Origin of the sequence: Paraburkholderia silviterrae, from assembly GCF_004353915.1 — a bacterium.
GTDB lineage: Bacteria > Pseudomonadota > Gammaproteobacteria > Burkholderiales > Burkholderiaceae > Paraburkholderia > Paraburkholderia silviterrae.
On sequence record NZ_SMRP01000001.1, the window covers coordinates 835,699 to 850,939 of the forward strand.

Annotated in this window: 20 protein-coding genes and 3 pseudogenes; 5 read left to right on the forward strand and 18 right to left on the reverse strand. The window is 60.4% G+C overall.

Annotated features, from left to right (window positions below; genetic code table 11):
- Positions 1-920: 920 nt before the first annotated feature.
- From EYW47_RS03640 to EYW47_RS42560, 6 genes are all read right to left on the reverse strand, one after another.
- Positions 921-1,250: a DUF4148 domain-containing protein gene (locus EYW47_RS03640; protein ID WP_133193492.1), complete on the reverse strand. Its 330-nt coding sequence runs from the start codon at positions 1,248-1,250 to the stop codon at positions 921-923.
- Positions 1,251-1,475: 225 nt separating this feature from the next.
- On the reverse strand, positions 1,476-2,885 hold the full coding sequence (gene gndA / locus EYW47_RS03645; protein WP_133193493.1) for an NADP-dependent phosphogluconate dehydrogenase: 1,410 nt from the start codon (positions 2,883-2,885) through the stop codon (positions 1,476-1,478).
- A 240-nt stretch (positions 2,886-3,125) separates the two neighbouring features.
- Positions 3,126-3,764, reverse strand: a complete 639-nt coding sequence (locus tag EYW47_RS03650; protein ID WP_133193494.1) for a DUF938 domain-containing protein — start codon at positions 3,762-3,764, stop codon at positions 3,126-3,128.
- 30 nt (positions 3,765-3,794) lie between these two features.
- Positions 3,795-4,412, reverse strand: coding sequence for a pyridoxamine 5'-phosphate oxidase family protein (locus EYW47_RS03655; RefSeq protein ID WP_133193495.1), 618 nt, complete (start codon positions 4,410-4,412; stop codon positions 3,795-3,797).
- A gap of 123 nt (positions 4,413-4,535) precedes the next feature.
- The gene (locus tag EYW47_RS03660; RefSeq protein WP_133193496.1) at positions 4,536-5,402 is read right to left on the reverse strand and encodes an NAD-dependent protein deacetylase; all 867 of its coding nucleotides are present in this window, start codon (positions 5,400-5,402) and stop codon (positions 4,536-4,538) included.
- An 86-nt stretch (positions 5,403-5,488) separates the two neighbouring features.
- Positions 5,489-5,839, reverse strand: coding sequence for an oxidoreductase-like domain-containing protein (locus tag EYW47_RS42560; protein WP_133193497.1), 351 nt, complete (start codon positions 5,837-5,839; stop codon positions 5,489-5,491).
- Between the two features lie 278 nt (positions 5,840-6,117).
- Here EYW47_RS42560 and EYW47_RS41665 point away from each other — a divergent pair, with 278 nt between their 5' ends.
- Complete coding sequence (locus EYW47_RS41665) at positions 6,118-6,240, forward strand: SymE family type I addiction module toxin (protein ID WP_276322926.1); 123 nt, start codon at positions 6,118-6,120, stop codon at positions 6,238-6,240.
- A 46-nt stretch (positions 6,241-6,286) separates the two neighbouring features.
- Here EYW47_RS41665 and EYW47_RS03675 read toward each other — a convergent pair whose 3' ends face one another.
- The 7 genes and pseudogenes from EYW47_RS03675 to EYW47_RS42785 all read right to left on the reverse strand — a co-directional run.
- The gene (locus EYW47_RS03675) at positions 6,287-6,562 is read right to left on the reverse strand and encodes a hypothetical protein (RefSeq protein WP_133193498.1); all 276 of its coding nucleotides are present in this window, start codon (positions 6,560-6,562) and stop codon (positions 6,287-6,289) included.
- Between the two features lie 3 nt (positions 6,563-6,565).
- On the reverse strand, positions 6,566-7,528 hold the full coding sequence (locus tag EYW47_RS03680; RefSeq protein ID WP_133193499.1) for a DUF4258 domain-containing protein: 963 nt from the start codon (positions 7,526-7,528) through the stop codon (positions 6,566-6,568).
- Positions 7,529-7,637: 109 nt separating this feature from the next.
- Complete coding sequence (locus tag EYW47_RS03685; protein ID WP_133193500.1) at positions 7,638-7,916, reverse strand: hypothetical protein; 279 nt, start codon at positions 7,914-7,916, stop codon at positions 7,638-7,640.
- Positions 7,913-8,464 carry a hypothetical protein gene (locus tag EYW47_RS03690; RefSeq protein WP_133193501.1) on the reverse strand — a complete coding sequence of 184 codons (552 nt, stop codon included), beginning with the start codon at positions 8,462-8,464 and terminating at the stop codon, positions 7,913-7,915. The genes EYW47_RS03685 and EYW47_RS03690 overlap by 4 nt, the downstream gene beginning before the upstream one ends.
- Positions 8,465-8,506: 42 nt before the next feature.
- A complete protein-coding gene (locus EYW47_RS03695) occupies positions 8,507-9,019 on the reverse strand; it encodes a hypothetical protein (RefSeq protein ID WP_133193502.1) in 513 nt (170 codons plus the stop codon).
- Between the two features lie 137 nt (positions 9,020-9,156).
- Positions 9,157-9,402 carry a hypothetical protein gene (locus tag EYW47_RS03700; RefSeq protein ID WP_133193503.1) on the reverse strand — a complete coding sequence of 82 codons (246 nt, stop codon included), beginning with the start codon at positions 9,400-9,402 and terminating at the stop codon, positions 9,157-9,159.
- Positions 9,403-10,141: 739 nt separating this feature from the next.
- Positions 10,142-11,026: pseudogene (locus EYW47_RS42785) on the reverse strand (filamentous hemagglutinin); the annotation flags it as partial.
- Here EYW47_RS42785 and EYW47_RS42565 point away from each other — a divergent pair.
- Positions 10,910-11,152, forward strand: a complete 243-nt coding sequence (locus tag EYW47_RS42565; RefSeq protein WP_133193505.1) for a SymE family type I addiction module toxin — start codon at positions 10,910-10,912, stop codon at positions 11,150-11,152. The pseudogene EYW47_RS42785 and the gene EYW47_RS42565 overlap by 117 nt on opposite strands.
- A 49-nt stretch (positions 11,153-11,201) precedes the next feature.
- Here the strand turns inward: EYW47_RS42565 and EYW47_RS03715 are convergent, their stop codons facing one another.
- A complete protein-coding gene (locus EYW47_RS03715) occupies positions 11,202-11,405 on the reverse strand; it encodes a CPCC family cysteine-rich protein (protein ID WP_133193506.1) in 204 nt (67 codons plus the stop codon).
- Positions 11,405-12,622 carry a hypothetical protein gene (locus tag EYW47_RS42380; RefSeq protein ID WP_133193507.1) on the reverse strand — a complete coding sequence of 406 codons (1,218 nt, stop codon included), beginning with the start codon at positions 12,620-12,622 and terminating at the stop codon, positions 11,405-11,407. The genes EYW47_RS03715 and EYW47_RS42380 overlap by 1 nt, the downstream gene beginning before the upstream one ends.
- On the opposite strand from EYW47_RS42380, the gene EYW47_RS03725 reads away from it, so the two are divergent.
- Positions 12,611-12,826, forward strand: coding sequence for a SymE family type I addiction module toxin (locus tag EYW47_RS03725; RefSeq protein WP_338117808.1), 216 nt, complete (start codon positions 12,611-12,613; stop codon positions 12,824-12,826). The genes EYW47_RS42380 and EYW47_RS03725 overlap by 12 nt on opposite strands.
- Positions 12,827-12,875: 49 nt before the next feature.
- Here EYW47_RS03725 and EYW47_RS03730 read toward each other — a convergent pair whose 3' ends face one another.
- Together EYW47_RS03730 and EYW47_RS03735 are read right to left on the reverse strand one after the other, a co-directional pair.
- Positions 12,876-13,103, reverse strand: a complete 228-nt coding sequence (locus EYW47_RS03730) for a hypothetical protein (RefSeq protein WP_205710008.1) — start codon at positions 13,101-13,103, stop codon at positions 12,876-12,878.
- A gap of 71 nt (positions 13,104-13,174) precedes the next feature.
- Positions 13,175-13,438 (reverse strand): annotated as a pseudogene (locus tag EYW47_RS03735) (hemagglutinin repeat-containing protein); the annotation flags it as partial.
- A 34-nt stretch (positions 13,439-13,472) separates the two neighbouring features.
- Here EYW47_RS03735 and EYW47_RS03740 point away from each other — a divergent pair.
- Together EYW47_RS03740 and EYW47_RS03745 are read left to right on the forward strand one after the other, a co-directional pair.
- The gene (locus tag EYW47_RS03740; protein ID WP_165976483.1) at positions 13,473-13,763 is read left to right on the forward strand and encodes a type I toxin-antitoxin system SymE family toxin; all 291 of its coding nucleotides are present in this window, start codon (positions 13,473-13,475) and stop codon (positions 13,761-13,763) included.
- Positions 13,723-13,839, forward strand: a complete 117-nt coding sequence (locus EYW47_RS03745) for a SymE family type I addiction module toxin (protein ID WP_240763510.1) — start codon at positions 13,723-13,725, stop codon at positions 13,837-13,839. The genes EYW47_RS03740 and EYW47_RS03745 overlap by 41 nt, the downstream gene beginning before the upstream one ends.
- Before the next feature lie 510 nt (positions 13,840-14,349).
- Here EYW47_RS03745 and EYW47_RS41680 read toward each other — a convergent pair.
- Positions 14,350-15,241 (reverse strand): annotated as a pseudogene (locus EYW47_RS41680) (hemagglutinin repeat-containing protein); the annotation flags it as partial.

The window sequence follows — 15,241 nt, forward strand, 5'->3', positions numbered from 1 at the left end:
CTCGTAAGCATAGGTCGGATCACTTAGCGGATCACTTACAGAGTGAGTGGCGCAGGACTTGTATGTGTCGGGGGCTCCGGCACGCCGCGCAGCGCTACGGCGCGGGGCATCGCGTCGAACGCCCATAAAAGAAAAGCGCGGGCCGGTCTGTACCGGGCCGCGCTAGACTGCATGCTGCTACTGCGTACTGCAACTTCTACTGCTTACTGCCATTGCTTGCTACGTACTGCAACTGCTAATGCAACCTCTTTGCTTACTTCGGCTTGCTACTGATTACTGCAACTTCTGCTACGCACTGCGTACTGCTACTGCCTGCTACATAAAGCAACTTCCACAGCGAACTGCTTACTGCAACTGCCAACTACACCTCTTTGCTTACTGCACCTTCTACTGCGTACCGCATCTTCTACTACCGACTGCGTACTGCTACTGCCGACTGCATAAATCAACTGCCACTACAACTTCTGCTGCGCACTGCAACTGCCAACTACACCTCTTTGCTTACTGCACCTTCTACTGCGTACCACATCTTCTACTACCGACTGCGTACTGCTACTACCTACTGCATAAAGCAACCACCACTGCAACTTCCACTGCGAACTGCAACTACCAACTACAACCTCTTTGCTTACTGCATCTTCAACTACGCATTGCAACTTCTGCTACCAACTGCGTACTGCGACTGCCTGCTACGTAAAGCCACTACCACTGCAACTGCAACTGCAACTGCAACCACTTTGCTTACTGCACCTTCAACTGCTCACTACAACTTCTTCAACCGACTGCGTACTGCCACTATCTAAAGCGCCAAGCAACAACCACTTCAACTTCTACTGCGCACTGCTCACAACAACTTCCAACCGCCACAGGTGCGAAGCCACTTGATGCGACTTCGCTTCAACCCGCGGCAACTGCATGGCTTAGTGGCCGAAATAAACCGATTGCGACGGGGCGACTTGCTGCGTTTGCAGCACCGGAGCACCCGACTGCGACGTACCGACAGCCGGCGCGCCGTAACCGCTGGTATCGCCGTTCGCCAGCTTTTCCTGGGTCACGCGAGCCTGTGCGGCCTGAATGTTCTGGGGGTAATTCACCTGATCGCCCGCCGGGTTGTAACCCGCCTGCTCGAGTTGAACGAGCTCTGCGCGCACCTGGGCGCGGGTCAGGCCTTGCTGGCTCGACTGGGCGAACGAAACGGCCGGGATAGCGAGTGCTGCGGCCACGATAACTGCGGGGAAAAGCTTCTTCATGATCCGACCTCCATCTGTTTTATGTCCGCTTCGAACTCGGTGTTCGTTAGCGCTTGATGAAAGTCTAGGCGTTAACCCTGACCAGGGAAAACCCTAATTACGCAATAGATCATTGCAAAACAGTTAATAAAAAAGGGGAACCCGGTGGCTCCCCTTTTTATTCATCCTCGACCTGCAACTGCAATGCGGTTGAGCGCCGCAGTAAGCACTAACTTCGCGTGCGTCTTACGACCAGTCGGCGTGGAAGCTGCCCGGCTTGTCGATGCGCTCGAAGGTGTGCGCGCCGAAGAAATCACGCTGCGCCTGCACGAGATTCGCGGGCACGCGCTCCGAGCGATAGCCATCGAAATACGCGATCGCCGACGAGAACGCCGGCACCGGCACGCCCGCGTTCACCGCCTGGATCACCACGTCGCGCAGCGCCGCTTGATAGTTCGCGGCGATGTCGCGGAAGTAGGGATCGAGCAGCAGGTTGTCGAGTTGCGGGTTCTTCGCATAGGCATCGGTGATCTTCTGCAGGAAGCGCGCCCGAATGATGCAGCCTGCGCGGAAGATCTTGGCGATCGTGCCGTACTGGAGATCCCACTTGTACTCGTCCGAGGCCGCGCGCAGTTGCGCGAAGCCCTGCGCGTACGAGATCACCTTCGAGAAGTACAGCGCACGGCGCACCGCTTCGATGAACGCCTTGCGGTCTCCCGCGAACGGCTTGGCATGCGGACCCGCGAGCACCTTGCTCGCCGCCACGCGCTGCGTCTTGAGCGACGAGAGCACGCGTGCGAACACCGCCTCGGTGATGAGCGGCAGCGGCGCGCCCAGGTCGAGCGCGTTCTGGCTCGTCCACTTGCCGGTGCCCTTTTGCGCGGCGCGGTCGAGAATCACGTCGACGAGATACTTGCCCGTCTCCTCGTCCTTCTTGCCGAAGATCTTCGAGGTGATTTCGATCAGGTAGCTGTCGAGCTCGCCCTGGTTCCACTCGGTGTAGACCTGGCCCAATTCCTCGTTCGAGAGGCCGAGCACCTGCTTGAGCACCGCGTAGCTTTCGGCGATCAGTTGCATGTCGCCGTATTCGATGCCGTTGTGGACCATCTTCACGTAGTGGCCCGCTCCGTCCGGGCCCATGTACGCAACGCAGGGCTCGCCATCGGGCGCCTTCGCCGCGATCTCGGTGAGGATCGGCGCAACCAGATCGTAAGCATCGCGCGGACCGCCCGGCATGATCGAGGGGCCCTTGAGCGCGCCCTCCTCGCCACCCGAGACGCCCGTGCCGATGAAGTGCAGGCCCGCCTTCGCGAGCTCCTGATTGCGGCGGATGGTGTCGGTGAAGTGCGTGTTGCCGCCATCGATCAGGATGTCGCCCTGGTCCAGCAGCGGCTTGAGCGCCGCGATGGTGGCGTCGGTGGGCTCGCCCGCCTTCACCATCATCAGGATGCGGCGCGGCTTCTCGAGCGACTCGACGAACTCTTCGAGCGTGTAGGTCGGCACGAGCTTGCGCTCGGGATACTCAGCGATCAGCTCATCGGTTTTCTCGCGGGTGCGGTTGAACACCGACACCGCATGGCCGCGGCTTTCGATGTTGAGCGCGAGATTGCGCCCCATCACGGCCAGACCCACCACGCCGATTGCCTGTTTGCTCATGTTGAATCTCCACTTCAATCGATTGGGGCAATGCCGCGCCGTATCGCGCGCGGCATCGATCGTGCAAGGATAAGGGAAACGTTCTCGCAGCGTGCCGCAGCGTACATTTTGCGCGCACCGGCTTGTGGCGGCCCCCGGCGGCAACCGGGGCTCGCCCGCGTGTTCGCTTCCATGCGCGTTTTGCGCTTGTATCTACTGCCCTTGTCTCCCCCGCGCCTCCTCGAGGGCCGCGATTATCGCTTACTCGCCGGCCGCCGCCGGCTGCTTGCGAAAAACCACGCTGAAATTGTTGGCCGGCATCGGCACGACCGCCTCGCAAACGAAGCCTTCTGCCTGCGCGAGCGCCTCGACCGCTTCCAGGTCACGCACGCCCCACGCCGGGTCGCGCGCGCGCAAATCGGCGTCGAAGGCCTCGTTCGAGGGCGCGGTGTGCGCGCCGCCGCGCCGGTACGGGCCATAGAGCACCAGTGCGCCGCCTGCAGCAATGCGCGCGCCCGCACCTTTCATCAGTGCAACAGCCGCCTCCCAGGGCGCGATGTGAATCATGTTGATGCAGACGACGGCGTCCACGGCGCCCACCGGCCAGGGCTCGCGGCGCACGTCGAGATCGAGCGGTTCGCGCAGGTTCGCGAGGCCCGTATGGGCACGCCACGCGGCAATGGACGCGCGGGCGCGCGGTTCGGCGTCGCTCGGCTGCCACTCGATGCCGGGCAGCGCCGCCGCGAAATGCGCGGCGTGCTGGCCGGTGCCGCTCGCGATCTCCAGCACCGTGCCGCGCGCGGGCAGCGCGCCGCGCAGCACCTCGAGGATCGGTGCCGCATTGCGCGCAGCAGCGGGCGCCGTGAGGCGGTGGATATCCGGGTCTTGGGAATCGTTCATCGTGTCGTGGGTTTGAGTCGCGTGGATCGGTCAGTACAGGCTCTTTTTCATGCGCTCGGCGAGGTCGGCCTCGTAGCGTTCGACGTCGAAGGTCTCGCCGTATTGCTCCACGTTGACTCGCTTCAACATCTCGCCCGCGCTCGGCAGTTGCGAGCGCTCGACATGGCGTGCCGGGTCCCAGAGGTTCGAGCGCACGATCGCCTTCGCGCAGTGGAAATACACGCTTTGCACCTCGATCAGCAGCACCGAACGCGGCGGCTTGCCGTCCACGGCGAAGCTCGCGAGCAATTCGGGATCGAGGCTCACGCGCGCGCGGCCATTCACGCGCAGCGTCTCGCCCACGCCCGGCACCATGAATAGCAGGCCGATTTGCGGCGCAGCCACCACGTTGTGCAAGCTGTCGACGCGGTTGTTGCCGGGGCGGTCGGGCAAGGCGAGCGTGCGCGAGTCGAGTATGCGCACGAAGCCGGGCGCGTCGCCGCGCGGCGAGCAGTCGAGACCTTCGGGGCCGCCCGTCGCGAGCACCACGAACGGCGAGAGCTCGATGAAGCGGCGGTAATCCGCGTTCACGTGATCGATTTCCTTGCGCAGCGAGCGTTCGTTCGGCGCGCCGTAGTGCGCTTCGAGCTCGGCGGTCGTGTTCGGCATGGGGTTTCCTTGGGGTTACGTTACAGCTTCGTTGTCGTTGCGTTGCGTTGTCGTTGTCGTTGCGTTACTGCTTCGTGATCGGCGACGTGGCGGGTTGCCCGAAATCTTGGGGCTTGCGCAGCATCACGCCGAGAGGCGCGCGGCCAGTGCTTCGAGCGTGGCCGCACACGGCGCCGCTACTTTGAGCGCGAGCAGCGGATCGGCGCGCGTCTTGCCGAGGTTGATCGCCGCCACGGGTTTGCCGCGCTGCTGCGCCCAGGCGCAAAAGCGATAGCCCGAATACACCATCAGCGAAGAGCCGACTACCAGCACCGCGTCCGCTTCGTCGAGCGCCGTTGAAGCCGCCGCCACGCGCTCGCGCGGCACGTTTTCGCCGAAGAACACCACCGACGGCTTGAGCGTGCCGCCGCACGCCTCGCAGGCGGGAATCTCGAAGGCCTGCCCGCCGTCGAAGTCGAGGTGCGCGTCGCCGTCGGCGGCAGGCTCGGCGTTCGCACCCGCGAGCGCTGGATTGCCCGCTTCGAGACGCGGCTGCAGCGATGCGCGCGTGTATTGCGCGCCGCAGTCGAGACAATGCACGTGGCCGATGCTGCCGTGCAGCTCGATTACATCGGAGCTGCCGGCACGCTGATGCAGACCGTCGACGTTTTGCGTAACGAGCGCTTCTACGCGCTGCGCGGCGTCGAGTTGTGCGAGCGCTCGATGCGCGCCGTTGGGTTGCGCGCGGCCGACCGTTGGCCAGCCGATCATGCTGCGCGCCCAGTAGCGCCGCCGCGCGCTTTCGGAACCGAGGAATTCCTGCAGCGTGATGGGCGGCGAGCGCTTCCAGGCGCCGTTTTCGTCGCGGTAGCCGGGAATGCCCGAGTCAGTGCTGATGCCGGCGCCAGTCAGCACGAAGAGGCGCGGATGGCGGTCGGCGAATGCGTGCAGCGCGTCGAGCGCGGCGGGGTCGGGTTGGGTGGCGGCGAGGGGCGATGCGGGATCGGACATGACAGGACGGTGGGAATTCGGGGTACGAAGGTCGTCGATGCTGACGATGGCGGTACTGCTGGCGCGATGGCGTGCAATTTCAGGCGCTATCCGGGTGTTTCGGCGGTGCGCTTCGTGGATGTTCCTGCATGCGCTTTCGCTTTGCTGGATCCGGCGGGTTGACCCGATCCGCTCGCCTTCGTGCTGGCGGCTCCGCTCGCCGGTGCCTTCGCTGCCGAGGCTTGCTTGTGGCCCTTCTCGCGACCCTGCGCAGCCGCCGCCTGGCGCGCGGCCTCGCGCGCTTCCCAAGCCGCTAATGCGGCGCGCCAACGGTCCACCTCTTCGTCGTAAAGATCGAAGATGCAGGGACTGCAACCGCTCTGGCAGCAGTCTTCGTTACTGGGCCGCTCGGGCGGCAAGGGACGCGGGTCGTCCTCGAGATGCGGAGGCAAAGACATGGAGGCGCGGACGTTGTGGCGGTTTGGCGCGTTCAGTATACGGGAGCATGAGAACGCGCGTGCGGTGCCAGCGCAGGCGTTACCCGCGCCTCATGAACCGCAGCGTGGTCGCCAAAAGCGTCGTCGCAATATCACGCTGAACCGCCTACCTGCGTGATGCACGCACAATCATTGTGGCTGTACTGCTCTTGCTTAATGCATAGGCCGCTCATCCCGAGCGGCGCGTTACCATCCGGCAGTCGCTGCGATACCGGCGCATCAACGCGCGGGCTCGGACCGTGCCGCCGCTTTATCCGTGGATCAAGCTCGTGGGGCGATGGCTTGAGCTTGCGGACTTCGAAGCCGGACAGCGCGTGAGGATCGAGGTGCACCACGGCAGGCTCGTCATCACGCACGATTGAACAGCACTACAAACAATAGACCCGGCCAGCGCCGGGTTTATTGTCATCAGTGAGAGGTCTTGTCCAAGTTCATGAGCCGATGTGCAACAGTTCTGGTATGGACTTCATCTCCATCAAGGCCAATATGCTCGACCTCAAGCCATCGGAGGTAATCGTACAGTTCGTCGACTGTTTTTTCCTCTCGAAGCATACGACTAACATCCTGGACATATGAGTCGTATTCATCGTCCGCTTCTGGTGAATCTCCAACGCCAATGGGATCCCACTCCTTGAGCAGGACCACTTTTACGTCCAGATCCAAACCAATAAACGTTCTCTTCATTTTTCAGGGTGCTCCAGGAGTTACTGTGACGACGAGCCCAGTCTTAGAATTTGTGACGACCCGAACGTTGTTCACTGGATCATAGTATCCCGTTGTTCCGGGACGCGCTGGATAGTTAACGCCGTTCTCAATCGTGTTTTTCACCACTGAAGGCGGCACACCTCGGCCCTGCATCTGGTCTATTGCATGAGCTGAGTAATCAACTCCCCCGATGGTAGCGGGCGCATTTGTACCACGTGGCACGTCCATTGGACTACCACTAACTCCCACTGGCGTACTTGCGTCCTTAACACCTTTGCCAGCCGCTGCCGCTGCCGCAGCCAGCGCCGACGAGGGCACCGTAGCTGCCTGAGCACCCGACGGAACCTTCGCGCCGCCCTGGCCCACCATGGCGCGTTGTTTATCCTGCTGCTTACGGATATCTCGCGCCTCCTTCTGCGCCTCCGTCTCGTTCTTGTCGTTGTTCTGGTTGTACAGGTTCACGTTCGACGCCATCGCCGCGCCTGCGCTACCTCCGATCAGCCCACCGGCCAATCCCGAGAGAATGTTCCCGCTGATGTTGCCGATCAGCGATGAGCCCGTCGCGCCCGCCACCGCATCGCCGGCTTCCTTCGTCTGGCCGGCCAGCGTCGAGGACAGCCCCGCGCCCGCTGCACCTCCGAATGCACCCAACGCCCCACCGCCAAGACCACCAATCAGCGCGCCACCCGCAATGTGCAGGGCCGTGCGTAAGTCGCCGCCCTCGGCCCAGTTGTCGAAGTCCGACAGCGCCGCCGACACGCCGTCCAAATCGCCATTTTTGAACGCCGTTTTTGCCGCATCGAGCGCATCAGCGCGCTTCGCATCCGCATACGCCCCATTGCGGGCAGGCCCATGACTGGAACCGGGGCGAGGCCTTGAGCTTGCGGGCTTCGTGGCAGGGCAGCGCGTGAGGATCGAGGTCCACCACGGCAGGCTCGTCAGCACGCACGATTGAACGACGCTGCAAACAACAAACCCGGCGCAAGGCCGGGGCTGTTGCTACAGGACTTATACAGCTCGTCGTTCTAGGTTTCGTAGCTATTGCTAACGACGTTCATTTCCTCTTTCGCCTCCGGATATGAACCACAAGGAGTCTAACAATCTCCATCGCAATACCGAATACCAGCAGACATTTGAATATAAATTCAAGACCCACTGTCGCCTTTAATTGCTTTTCTGATGCTCCACTCCAACCCCAATGAATGACTGTCCATTGATTGATGGCAGGAAGGCAGACCATCCCTAAATATGCCACAATCAACACAGATATTCGCGCAACAGTGCCTTGGCATCCACTCGCCAACAGCAGACGATCAATCTTCGACACCTTCACTTCTGAGGCTCCTTGCTTGGCACAAAGCTTGAGGTACCTGCTGTTACCCCTCCAGTTACTGCCCCAGCGAAACCGGGAGTTGGATTTGGTACTCGCGGTTGCAATATCGCTGGAACCGCTGGATTTAAAGTGGGGTAAACATATGGCTTTACAATTTGCTGAAGCCCCTTGGTGGTAATTACCCCCACCCCTGAACCACCTGCCGCAGTAAGTGAGCCCACGCCGAATGCATAAGGAAGGCTATTTGATTCGCCATAATATGAATTATTAAATTCCGTATTTATAGCGTTAATTGCACCACCCAGAATAACACTGGTGATGAACCCGGACCCAGCTCCAATCGGACCGGCAATTCCACCTGTCAAAGTGGCAAAGGCCGATTGCATTGGACGTATTGTGCCAGTCTGTGCGTATGTTCCCGCCATATCCATACCACCACCTACGGCTGAACCAATTGCCGAATAGCCAAGGGCTCCCGCAGCAATCGCTGCCGGCGCTCCAGCCAATGCAACTCCGGCTGTGGCAGCCGCAATGACACCACCGCCCATCAGATTCCTGTTCGCCTGTTCGCGGGCAGCGCTATTCTGGATCTACTGGGCTGACGGCTGATTCGGGCCAATACCGTTCGGATAATAGCTGCCATACATGTTCGCGTTTGCCTTCTGATCCGGCGTTGCATAGAACATGTAGCCTGGTCCGCTATTACCATCAGCAGGCAACATGCCATGCGCCTGATCGAGAAACGCACTCGCGTTCGCATTCCATGCACCCGGCGAGCCATCTTGAACCTGGCGGTTTGCCTGTGCAGTCAGGTCACTTACAGCCTGGTCAACCGAAATGCCTTGCTGTTTGGCATATTGCGCTGCGTTGTCCTTGATCCATTTGTTTTCCTCGGGGTGAAGTTGCCGGTTGTAAAGATCAGCATTCGAAGCCGCTGCCGCTGCCGCACCCGCACTACCACCCACCGCAGCACCGGCCAGCCCAGCCAGCACATTCGCCGTCACATTGCCTGCTACCCCACCGATCTCGCCCGAGAGGTCGTTGAACTTCGGCGCAAGATACGCTGAAACCCCCGCACCCGCCGCACCCCCAATCGTGCTCAATGCCGTTCCTCCACCGAGCCCACCGATCAGCGCACCTCCAGCAATGTGCGCAATGATGCGATCCGTACCGCCTTCCTTCCAGCAACCCCGGCCAAGGCCGGGGTTGCTGTTTTGTTACGAATCTCAACTGCTACGAATCAGGAAGCGATCCCTAAATTTTCTGGTAGAGAAACAACGAATTCAGAACGTTCTCCATAGCTAGTCGCCAACTCACGAATACATTCCGCAACGGAAGATTTTTCACTTTCCGACATACATTGCAATTCGTTAGCCAATTGCTCCAATGCAGCCATTGATATATCGGGGTTCAAGACATCTTCATCAGTAAACTCAAGGAATACAGCCATATCCACAATAGCTTTTACAAGATGCCTATTTTGCATTTTGAGGAACCACCTTAACAGTAATATTCTTGATACCAAGATCATCAAACATTTTTTGAGCTCTTGACGCTTGTTGCTCAGTAGGAACCTCCCATCTGCCAGCAAGCCCATTCTGCGCAAGAGCCTCAGATTGTCGAACCGCTTGGTCTTTGGCCTTTTCTGTCGTAACGACAGATACCTTTCGATCAATCATTACATCGCCGTCTACTCCATCAAATTTCACGACGCGAGTTGATCCATCAGTCATGGTTCTTTCTAGCGCAGGTGCTTGCCCCTTCTGGGTCTCGGGATTGGATCGCGCACCCGTGGCCGAGTCATTGTAATCACGCGCGGCCTGCCCCATTCCGGCATTTTCATCAACCCACCGAACTTTGTCATCTGAGTTCCCATTGCTCAGCGTCGCATTTCCCGGCCCATACCCCGCCACCGAACTGCCAGATGATATCCCCGCACCGGCTGCCTGACCCACCACAGAATCAGCCAGCACCGCACCAGGACTCGCCGCAGGCGGCTTGCCGCCGCCCATTCCAATACCTGCGTCTAGCCCGTTCCGCACGCCCTGGGCGATCAGGTCTGGCGCGGGCTGCTTCGCCATCGACGCAGCCTGGTCGTTCATCTTCCCTATGAACTGGCCCACTCCGTCAGCAACGCCCTGACGCGCCGCCTGGACAGCGTTGTACATATCCACGACCTGCTGCTTCAGGCTATCCGCGATGCCCTCGTTCTTGCGCTCGTTGGTGTTATTTCCTTGGTTGTACAGGTTCACGTTTGACGCCGCCGCCGCACCCGCACTGCCTCCAACAAGCCCTCCAGCCAGCCCCGCGAGGATGTTTGCGCTGATATTGCCGATCAGCGACGAGCCCGACGCGTCGCCCATCGCGTCGCCCATCGCGTCGCTCACCCCCCGTGTCATGCTCCCCATCTTCGAGCCAAGACCCGCACCCGCTGCTCCACCGAGCGCACCAAATGCGCTACCGCCTCCAAGACCACCGATCAACGCGCCTCCAGCCGCCTGCAGCAGCGCGCGCGAATCGCCTCCCTCCTTCCACGATTTCGCCTCGCTCCAGTAGGCCTGTGCCCCCTGTGTATCGCCGCGCGTCTCCGCTGCCTTCGCGTTCTCGATGGCCGTAGCGCGCTTGCTGTCCGCATACGCGCCAATCCCCTGCGCCACCACCTGACCCGCCGCCTGCGCCGCCTGCATCGTGTCCGCCTGCTGGTTCAGGATGTTGTTGACGTCAGGCGTTTTCGCGACCGTCCCGTTCGAGTCCGTCGTATCGCGACTCAGGTTCGCCAGATCCTGCGTCTGGTGGGTGGGGTCCGTGACGTTGATCGCTCCGGCACTGATCGCACTACGCGTCGTCGCACTCTGGTCTCCGCTCTCGTTCTGCGCAATCATCGGCACCACACCACCCGCGCCCGGCACCGATGCCGGCCCCACCGCCTTGTCCGGTGTCGCGCCAGGCGACAGCCCGAACGACCCGCCCATGCTGTTCGCCGAGTAGTGCGAGTGGTTCTCCATGTCGGAGAACGTCAGCGTGCCCGTCATCAGACTGTTCTTTTCCGCTTCCGCCGTGCTCGATATCACCGCGCCCGTCAGCGCCGTGTTGCCCTTCACGTTGACGTTAACGCGCCACCGCTTTATCCGTGGATCAAGCTATCCGGCCGGTGGCTTGAGCTTGCAGGCTTTGAAGCCGGGCAGCGCGTGAGGATCGAGGTCCAGCACGGCAGGCTCGTCACCACGCCAGATTGAACTGCACTGCAAACAATAAACCCGGCCAGCGCCGGGTTTATTGTTGTTACTACGCTTTACCTCTCTTTGCTTGCCAACGCGCTCGCGCCTCGTTCAGGCTGCTTTGATTCGCACCTCCTGCGAACGTAGGATCGTCGGACTGCACGGGGTCATCCTCCCAGCCACAGACTTCGCATATCTCATAGTCTCCGCGCCCACTAAGCGTGAGGCTATTGCAGCACGGACACGGGAAGCGGTCTTCTTTCTCTTGCATTACTGTCGATTCCAATAATCCATTCCAGCCGACGGCTTGAACATTGTTTTTGGTGCGCCACCTATAGTCTTTGACGCAAAGGTGTTCGTCGCCGGATCATAGTACAACGTATCGCCATTCGGCCGCGTCTTGATCAGCGTTCCGGGCGGGGGATTGTTCACGAAGTCCTGTGCGCCTTGAACATACTGCACTGAGTTTTGATACGCAGGGAACTCATCTCCGTGCTTGGTTGAGTGACTGTAGGCATTCTCAACAGGCGTCTTGTCCTTTGTGGAAGACCAGAATGTGCTCTTGCCACCTGCCGCGGCCCCCGCAGCCAGCGCCGACGATGGCACCGTAGCAGCCTGGGCACCCGACGGTACTTTCGCGCCGCCCTGACCCAGCATGGCGCGCTCCTTGTCGAGCTGCTTGCGCAGCTCCCGCGCTCCCTTCTGCGCCTCCGTCTCGTTCTTGTCGTTGTTCTGGTTGTACAGGTTCACGTTCGACGCCATCGCCGCGCCCGCGCTGCCGCCAATCAGCCCACCGGCCAACCCTGAGAGGATGTTCCCGCTAATGTTGCCAATCAGCGATGAGCCCGTCCCGCCCGCCACCGCATCGCCAGCTTCCTTCGTCTGCGGCGTAAGCGTCGACGACAGCCCCGCCCCCGCTGCGCCGCCGAATGCACCGAGCGCGCCACCACCAAGACCACCAATCAGCCCACCGCCCGCAATGTGCAGGGCCGCTCTCGCACCGCCACCTTCGGACCACGAATCGAAGTCGGCCAGCGCTGCCGACGCGCCATCAAGATCCCCATTCCTGAACGCTGTTTTCGCCGCATCGAGCGCATCGTCACGCTTCTTGTCCGCATACGCCCCGATCCCCTGCGCCACCACCTGGCCCGCCGCCTGCGCCGCCTGCATCGTGTCCGCCTGCTGGTTCAGGATATTGTTCACGTCGGGCGTGTTCGCCACCGTCCCGTTCGTGTCCGTCGTGTCACGGCTCAGGGTCGCCACGTCCTGCTTCTGGTGGGTGGGGTCCGTGATGCTGATCGTTCCGGCGCTGATCGCGCTGCGCGTCGTCGCGCTCTCGTCCCCGCTCTCGTTCTGCGCCATCATCGGCACCACACCACCCGCGCCCGGCACCGACGCCGGACCCACCGCCTTGTCCGACGTGGGGCCCGGCGACAGTCCCGCCGATCCCCCCATGCTGTTCGCCGAGTAGTGCGAGTGGTTCTCCATGCATGCTCCGCTTATCCACAGCGGCGCGTCACCATCCAGCAGTCACTGCGATACCGGCGCATCAATGCGCGGGCTCGCAGCGAGCCGCCGCTTTGTCCGTGGATCAAGCTCTCTGGCCGGTGGCTTGAACTCGCGGGTTTTGAAGCCGGGCAGCGCGTGAGGGTCGAGGTACAGCACGGCAGGCTCGTCATCACGCTCGATTGAACGGCACTGCAAACAGCAAACCCGGCCGCAGCCGGGTTTGTTTATTTAATTACTGAGGATTGCTCGCCAACTCCTTGATCCCGTCTTCCAGCATCGCTTTGAACTCGTTCAGATCGAAGTGCCATGCACCATTGTTAGCAGCAGGATATATCTCGATCTCATAGTCACGACCTGGCTCCTTCGATATTTCAGCAACCTGCCTGTTCTCGTAAAAGATTTCAAAGACCACGCTTTCACGATCAGGTGGACTCGTCACCATCGCACCTAATTTGCTCACTTTGTTTTTGGCTCCAAGAAGGTGATGAACTTCCCATCTGCACTATAACGAAGGCCGCGTCCATCAGGTGCTGTACCCGCATTGATCCCGGCCTGCTCGTTCACCCCCGCGTAATCGCCGTCCGCATGGCCTTTCTGCGCCGTCACGCTCGCGTTCGCCCCGCCGTACTGGGTGATCGAGAACCCGCCGCCCGCGCTACTTTGATGCGCCGCGCTCGTCGTCGTGTCCTGGATCGAGCTGATATTCAGGTTCCCGCCCACGTCCGCCGTGACCTGCTTGCCGTTGACCTGCGAACCAATGAGGTTTGTGTCACCACCGCTTACGATCGTCGCGCTGTTGACCACCACCAACTCACACCAGGAGTTGATCATGGCTGATGCCAATTTTAAGCCACGGCGCCTGCGCGCCCGATCCGTTCACCATGTGCCCGCCATTCTGGAAGACGCTCCCGCCAGTGGCACCCCGTCCGTGTCCTGCCTCAGCCGGCCAGCCTTTCCGTGGATGCACGTCGCCGATGTCTGGCTGGCGCAGGCGGGCTTTGCTCCCGGACAGCCCGTGCTCCTCTCATTCGATTACAACACGCGCTGCCTGACCATTTCGCCTGACTACGACTGCACCATTGCGGGCAGGCCCATGGCGGGAGCCGGGGCGATGGCTTGAGCTTGCGGGCTTCGAGGCAGGGCAGCAAGTGAGGATTGCAGTTGAACACGGCCGACTCGTCATCACGCCGGACTGAACGGCTCCACAAACAACAAACCCGGCTCAAGTCCGGGTTTGTTGTTGCTCATAGCTGGTGGTTTTCTCGCCACCACAGAAAGGTCCAAATAAGCGCAACTGCGATCACAAGCATCAAGAGAAGGTGCCACCATTCTCTCCGGCTACCAGGTAGATCGGTCCCTCCCCCGAGGCTCGCGAGGATAAGCAGCAAACATACCCACAGCGCGCCCAGAACACGGTTACCCCATCGAGAATTCATATCGTCATTCCTTGAACCAAGGGCCGAACTTCTCTGATTCATCACTGATCATTCCGGCTTTTCGTAGACGAGGAGGCAATTTCCTTACCCAATAGACCACCAGCGCTAGGCACACGGGACAAAACACAAACAGCATTGCTGATTTTTCGTCAAGATTGAACGCAAATCGGCACAATCCTGTGGCAAGCATCGCGAACACTATCCCAGCACCTATAGCTGAACCCCAAACCACGCAGGCTGTCTGCACGAGAGCATAAAGACGTTTCCAATTCATTTTTTTTGCCCAGCGTTGCGTGCGTCGTCCACGATTTTTGCGCCCTTCGTGCCGACATTTATCACTTGGATCGCGGCATTAACGTCGCCGGGAATAACCCATTTTAAGACTGGAATCGTAGTCGTGCTGCCAAACTTTGGAACAGTCACATCGAACATGCTCTGGGGGCGATTGAGTCCATCTGACCACCCCATCTTCAATGGAACAGGTGCAGTCAACGCCGCGATCCCTACGCCAAGCGATGCCGCATCGTAGAGCATTGGGCCCCACGTTGGCGAGACATATGTAAATGCCATTTGCAGTGGATTCATTCCTGGTTCAGGTATTCCGTTGTACCGGTTGTACAGTCCACTCATTCCGGTAGCCACATCGTTGGTTCCAGATACGGCCATCGCGCTGCCAACGCCACACGCTACACCCGTAGCGCAATATTTCACTCCAGTGGCAGTGATATATGCGCCGATGCCCATCGTCGCTGCATCCTTCGCCACGCCCAGTGGATCGCTCTTCACCATATCGCCGATTTTCTGCGTCGGCGTGTAATCGAACAGCCCGGCCTCTTTCTGGTTATTCACCCATTGCAACTCAGGCCCGAGCTGCGACGCTTCAAGCTGGCTCACATAGTTCGCGTTGTACTGGTCGCTGCCCTGCGGATACTCTGCCCAGCACTTCACGGCATAGCACGCTGCACGCGTGAGCCTGTCCTGTTCGGCCTTGTCGTCGCCTGCCTTGTCTTTGATGGCGTCCTTTTCGTCAGGGTGGAGTTGCCTGTTGTACAGATCAGCATTCGAAGCCGCTGCCGCACCCGCACTACCACCCACCGCAGCTCCGGCCAGCCCAGCCAGCACATTCGCCGTCACATTGCCTGCTACCCCACCGATCTCGCCC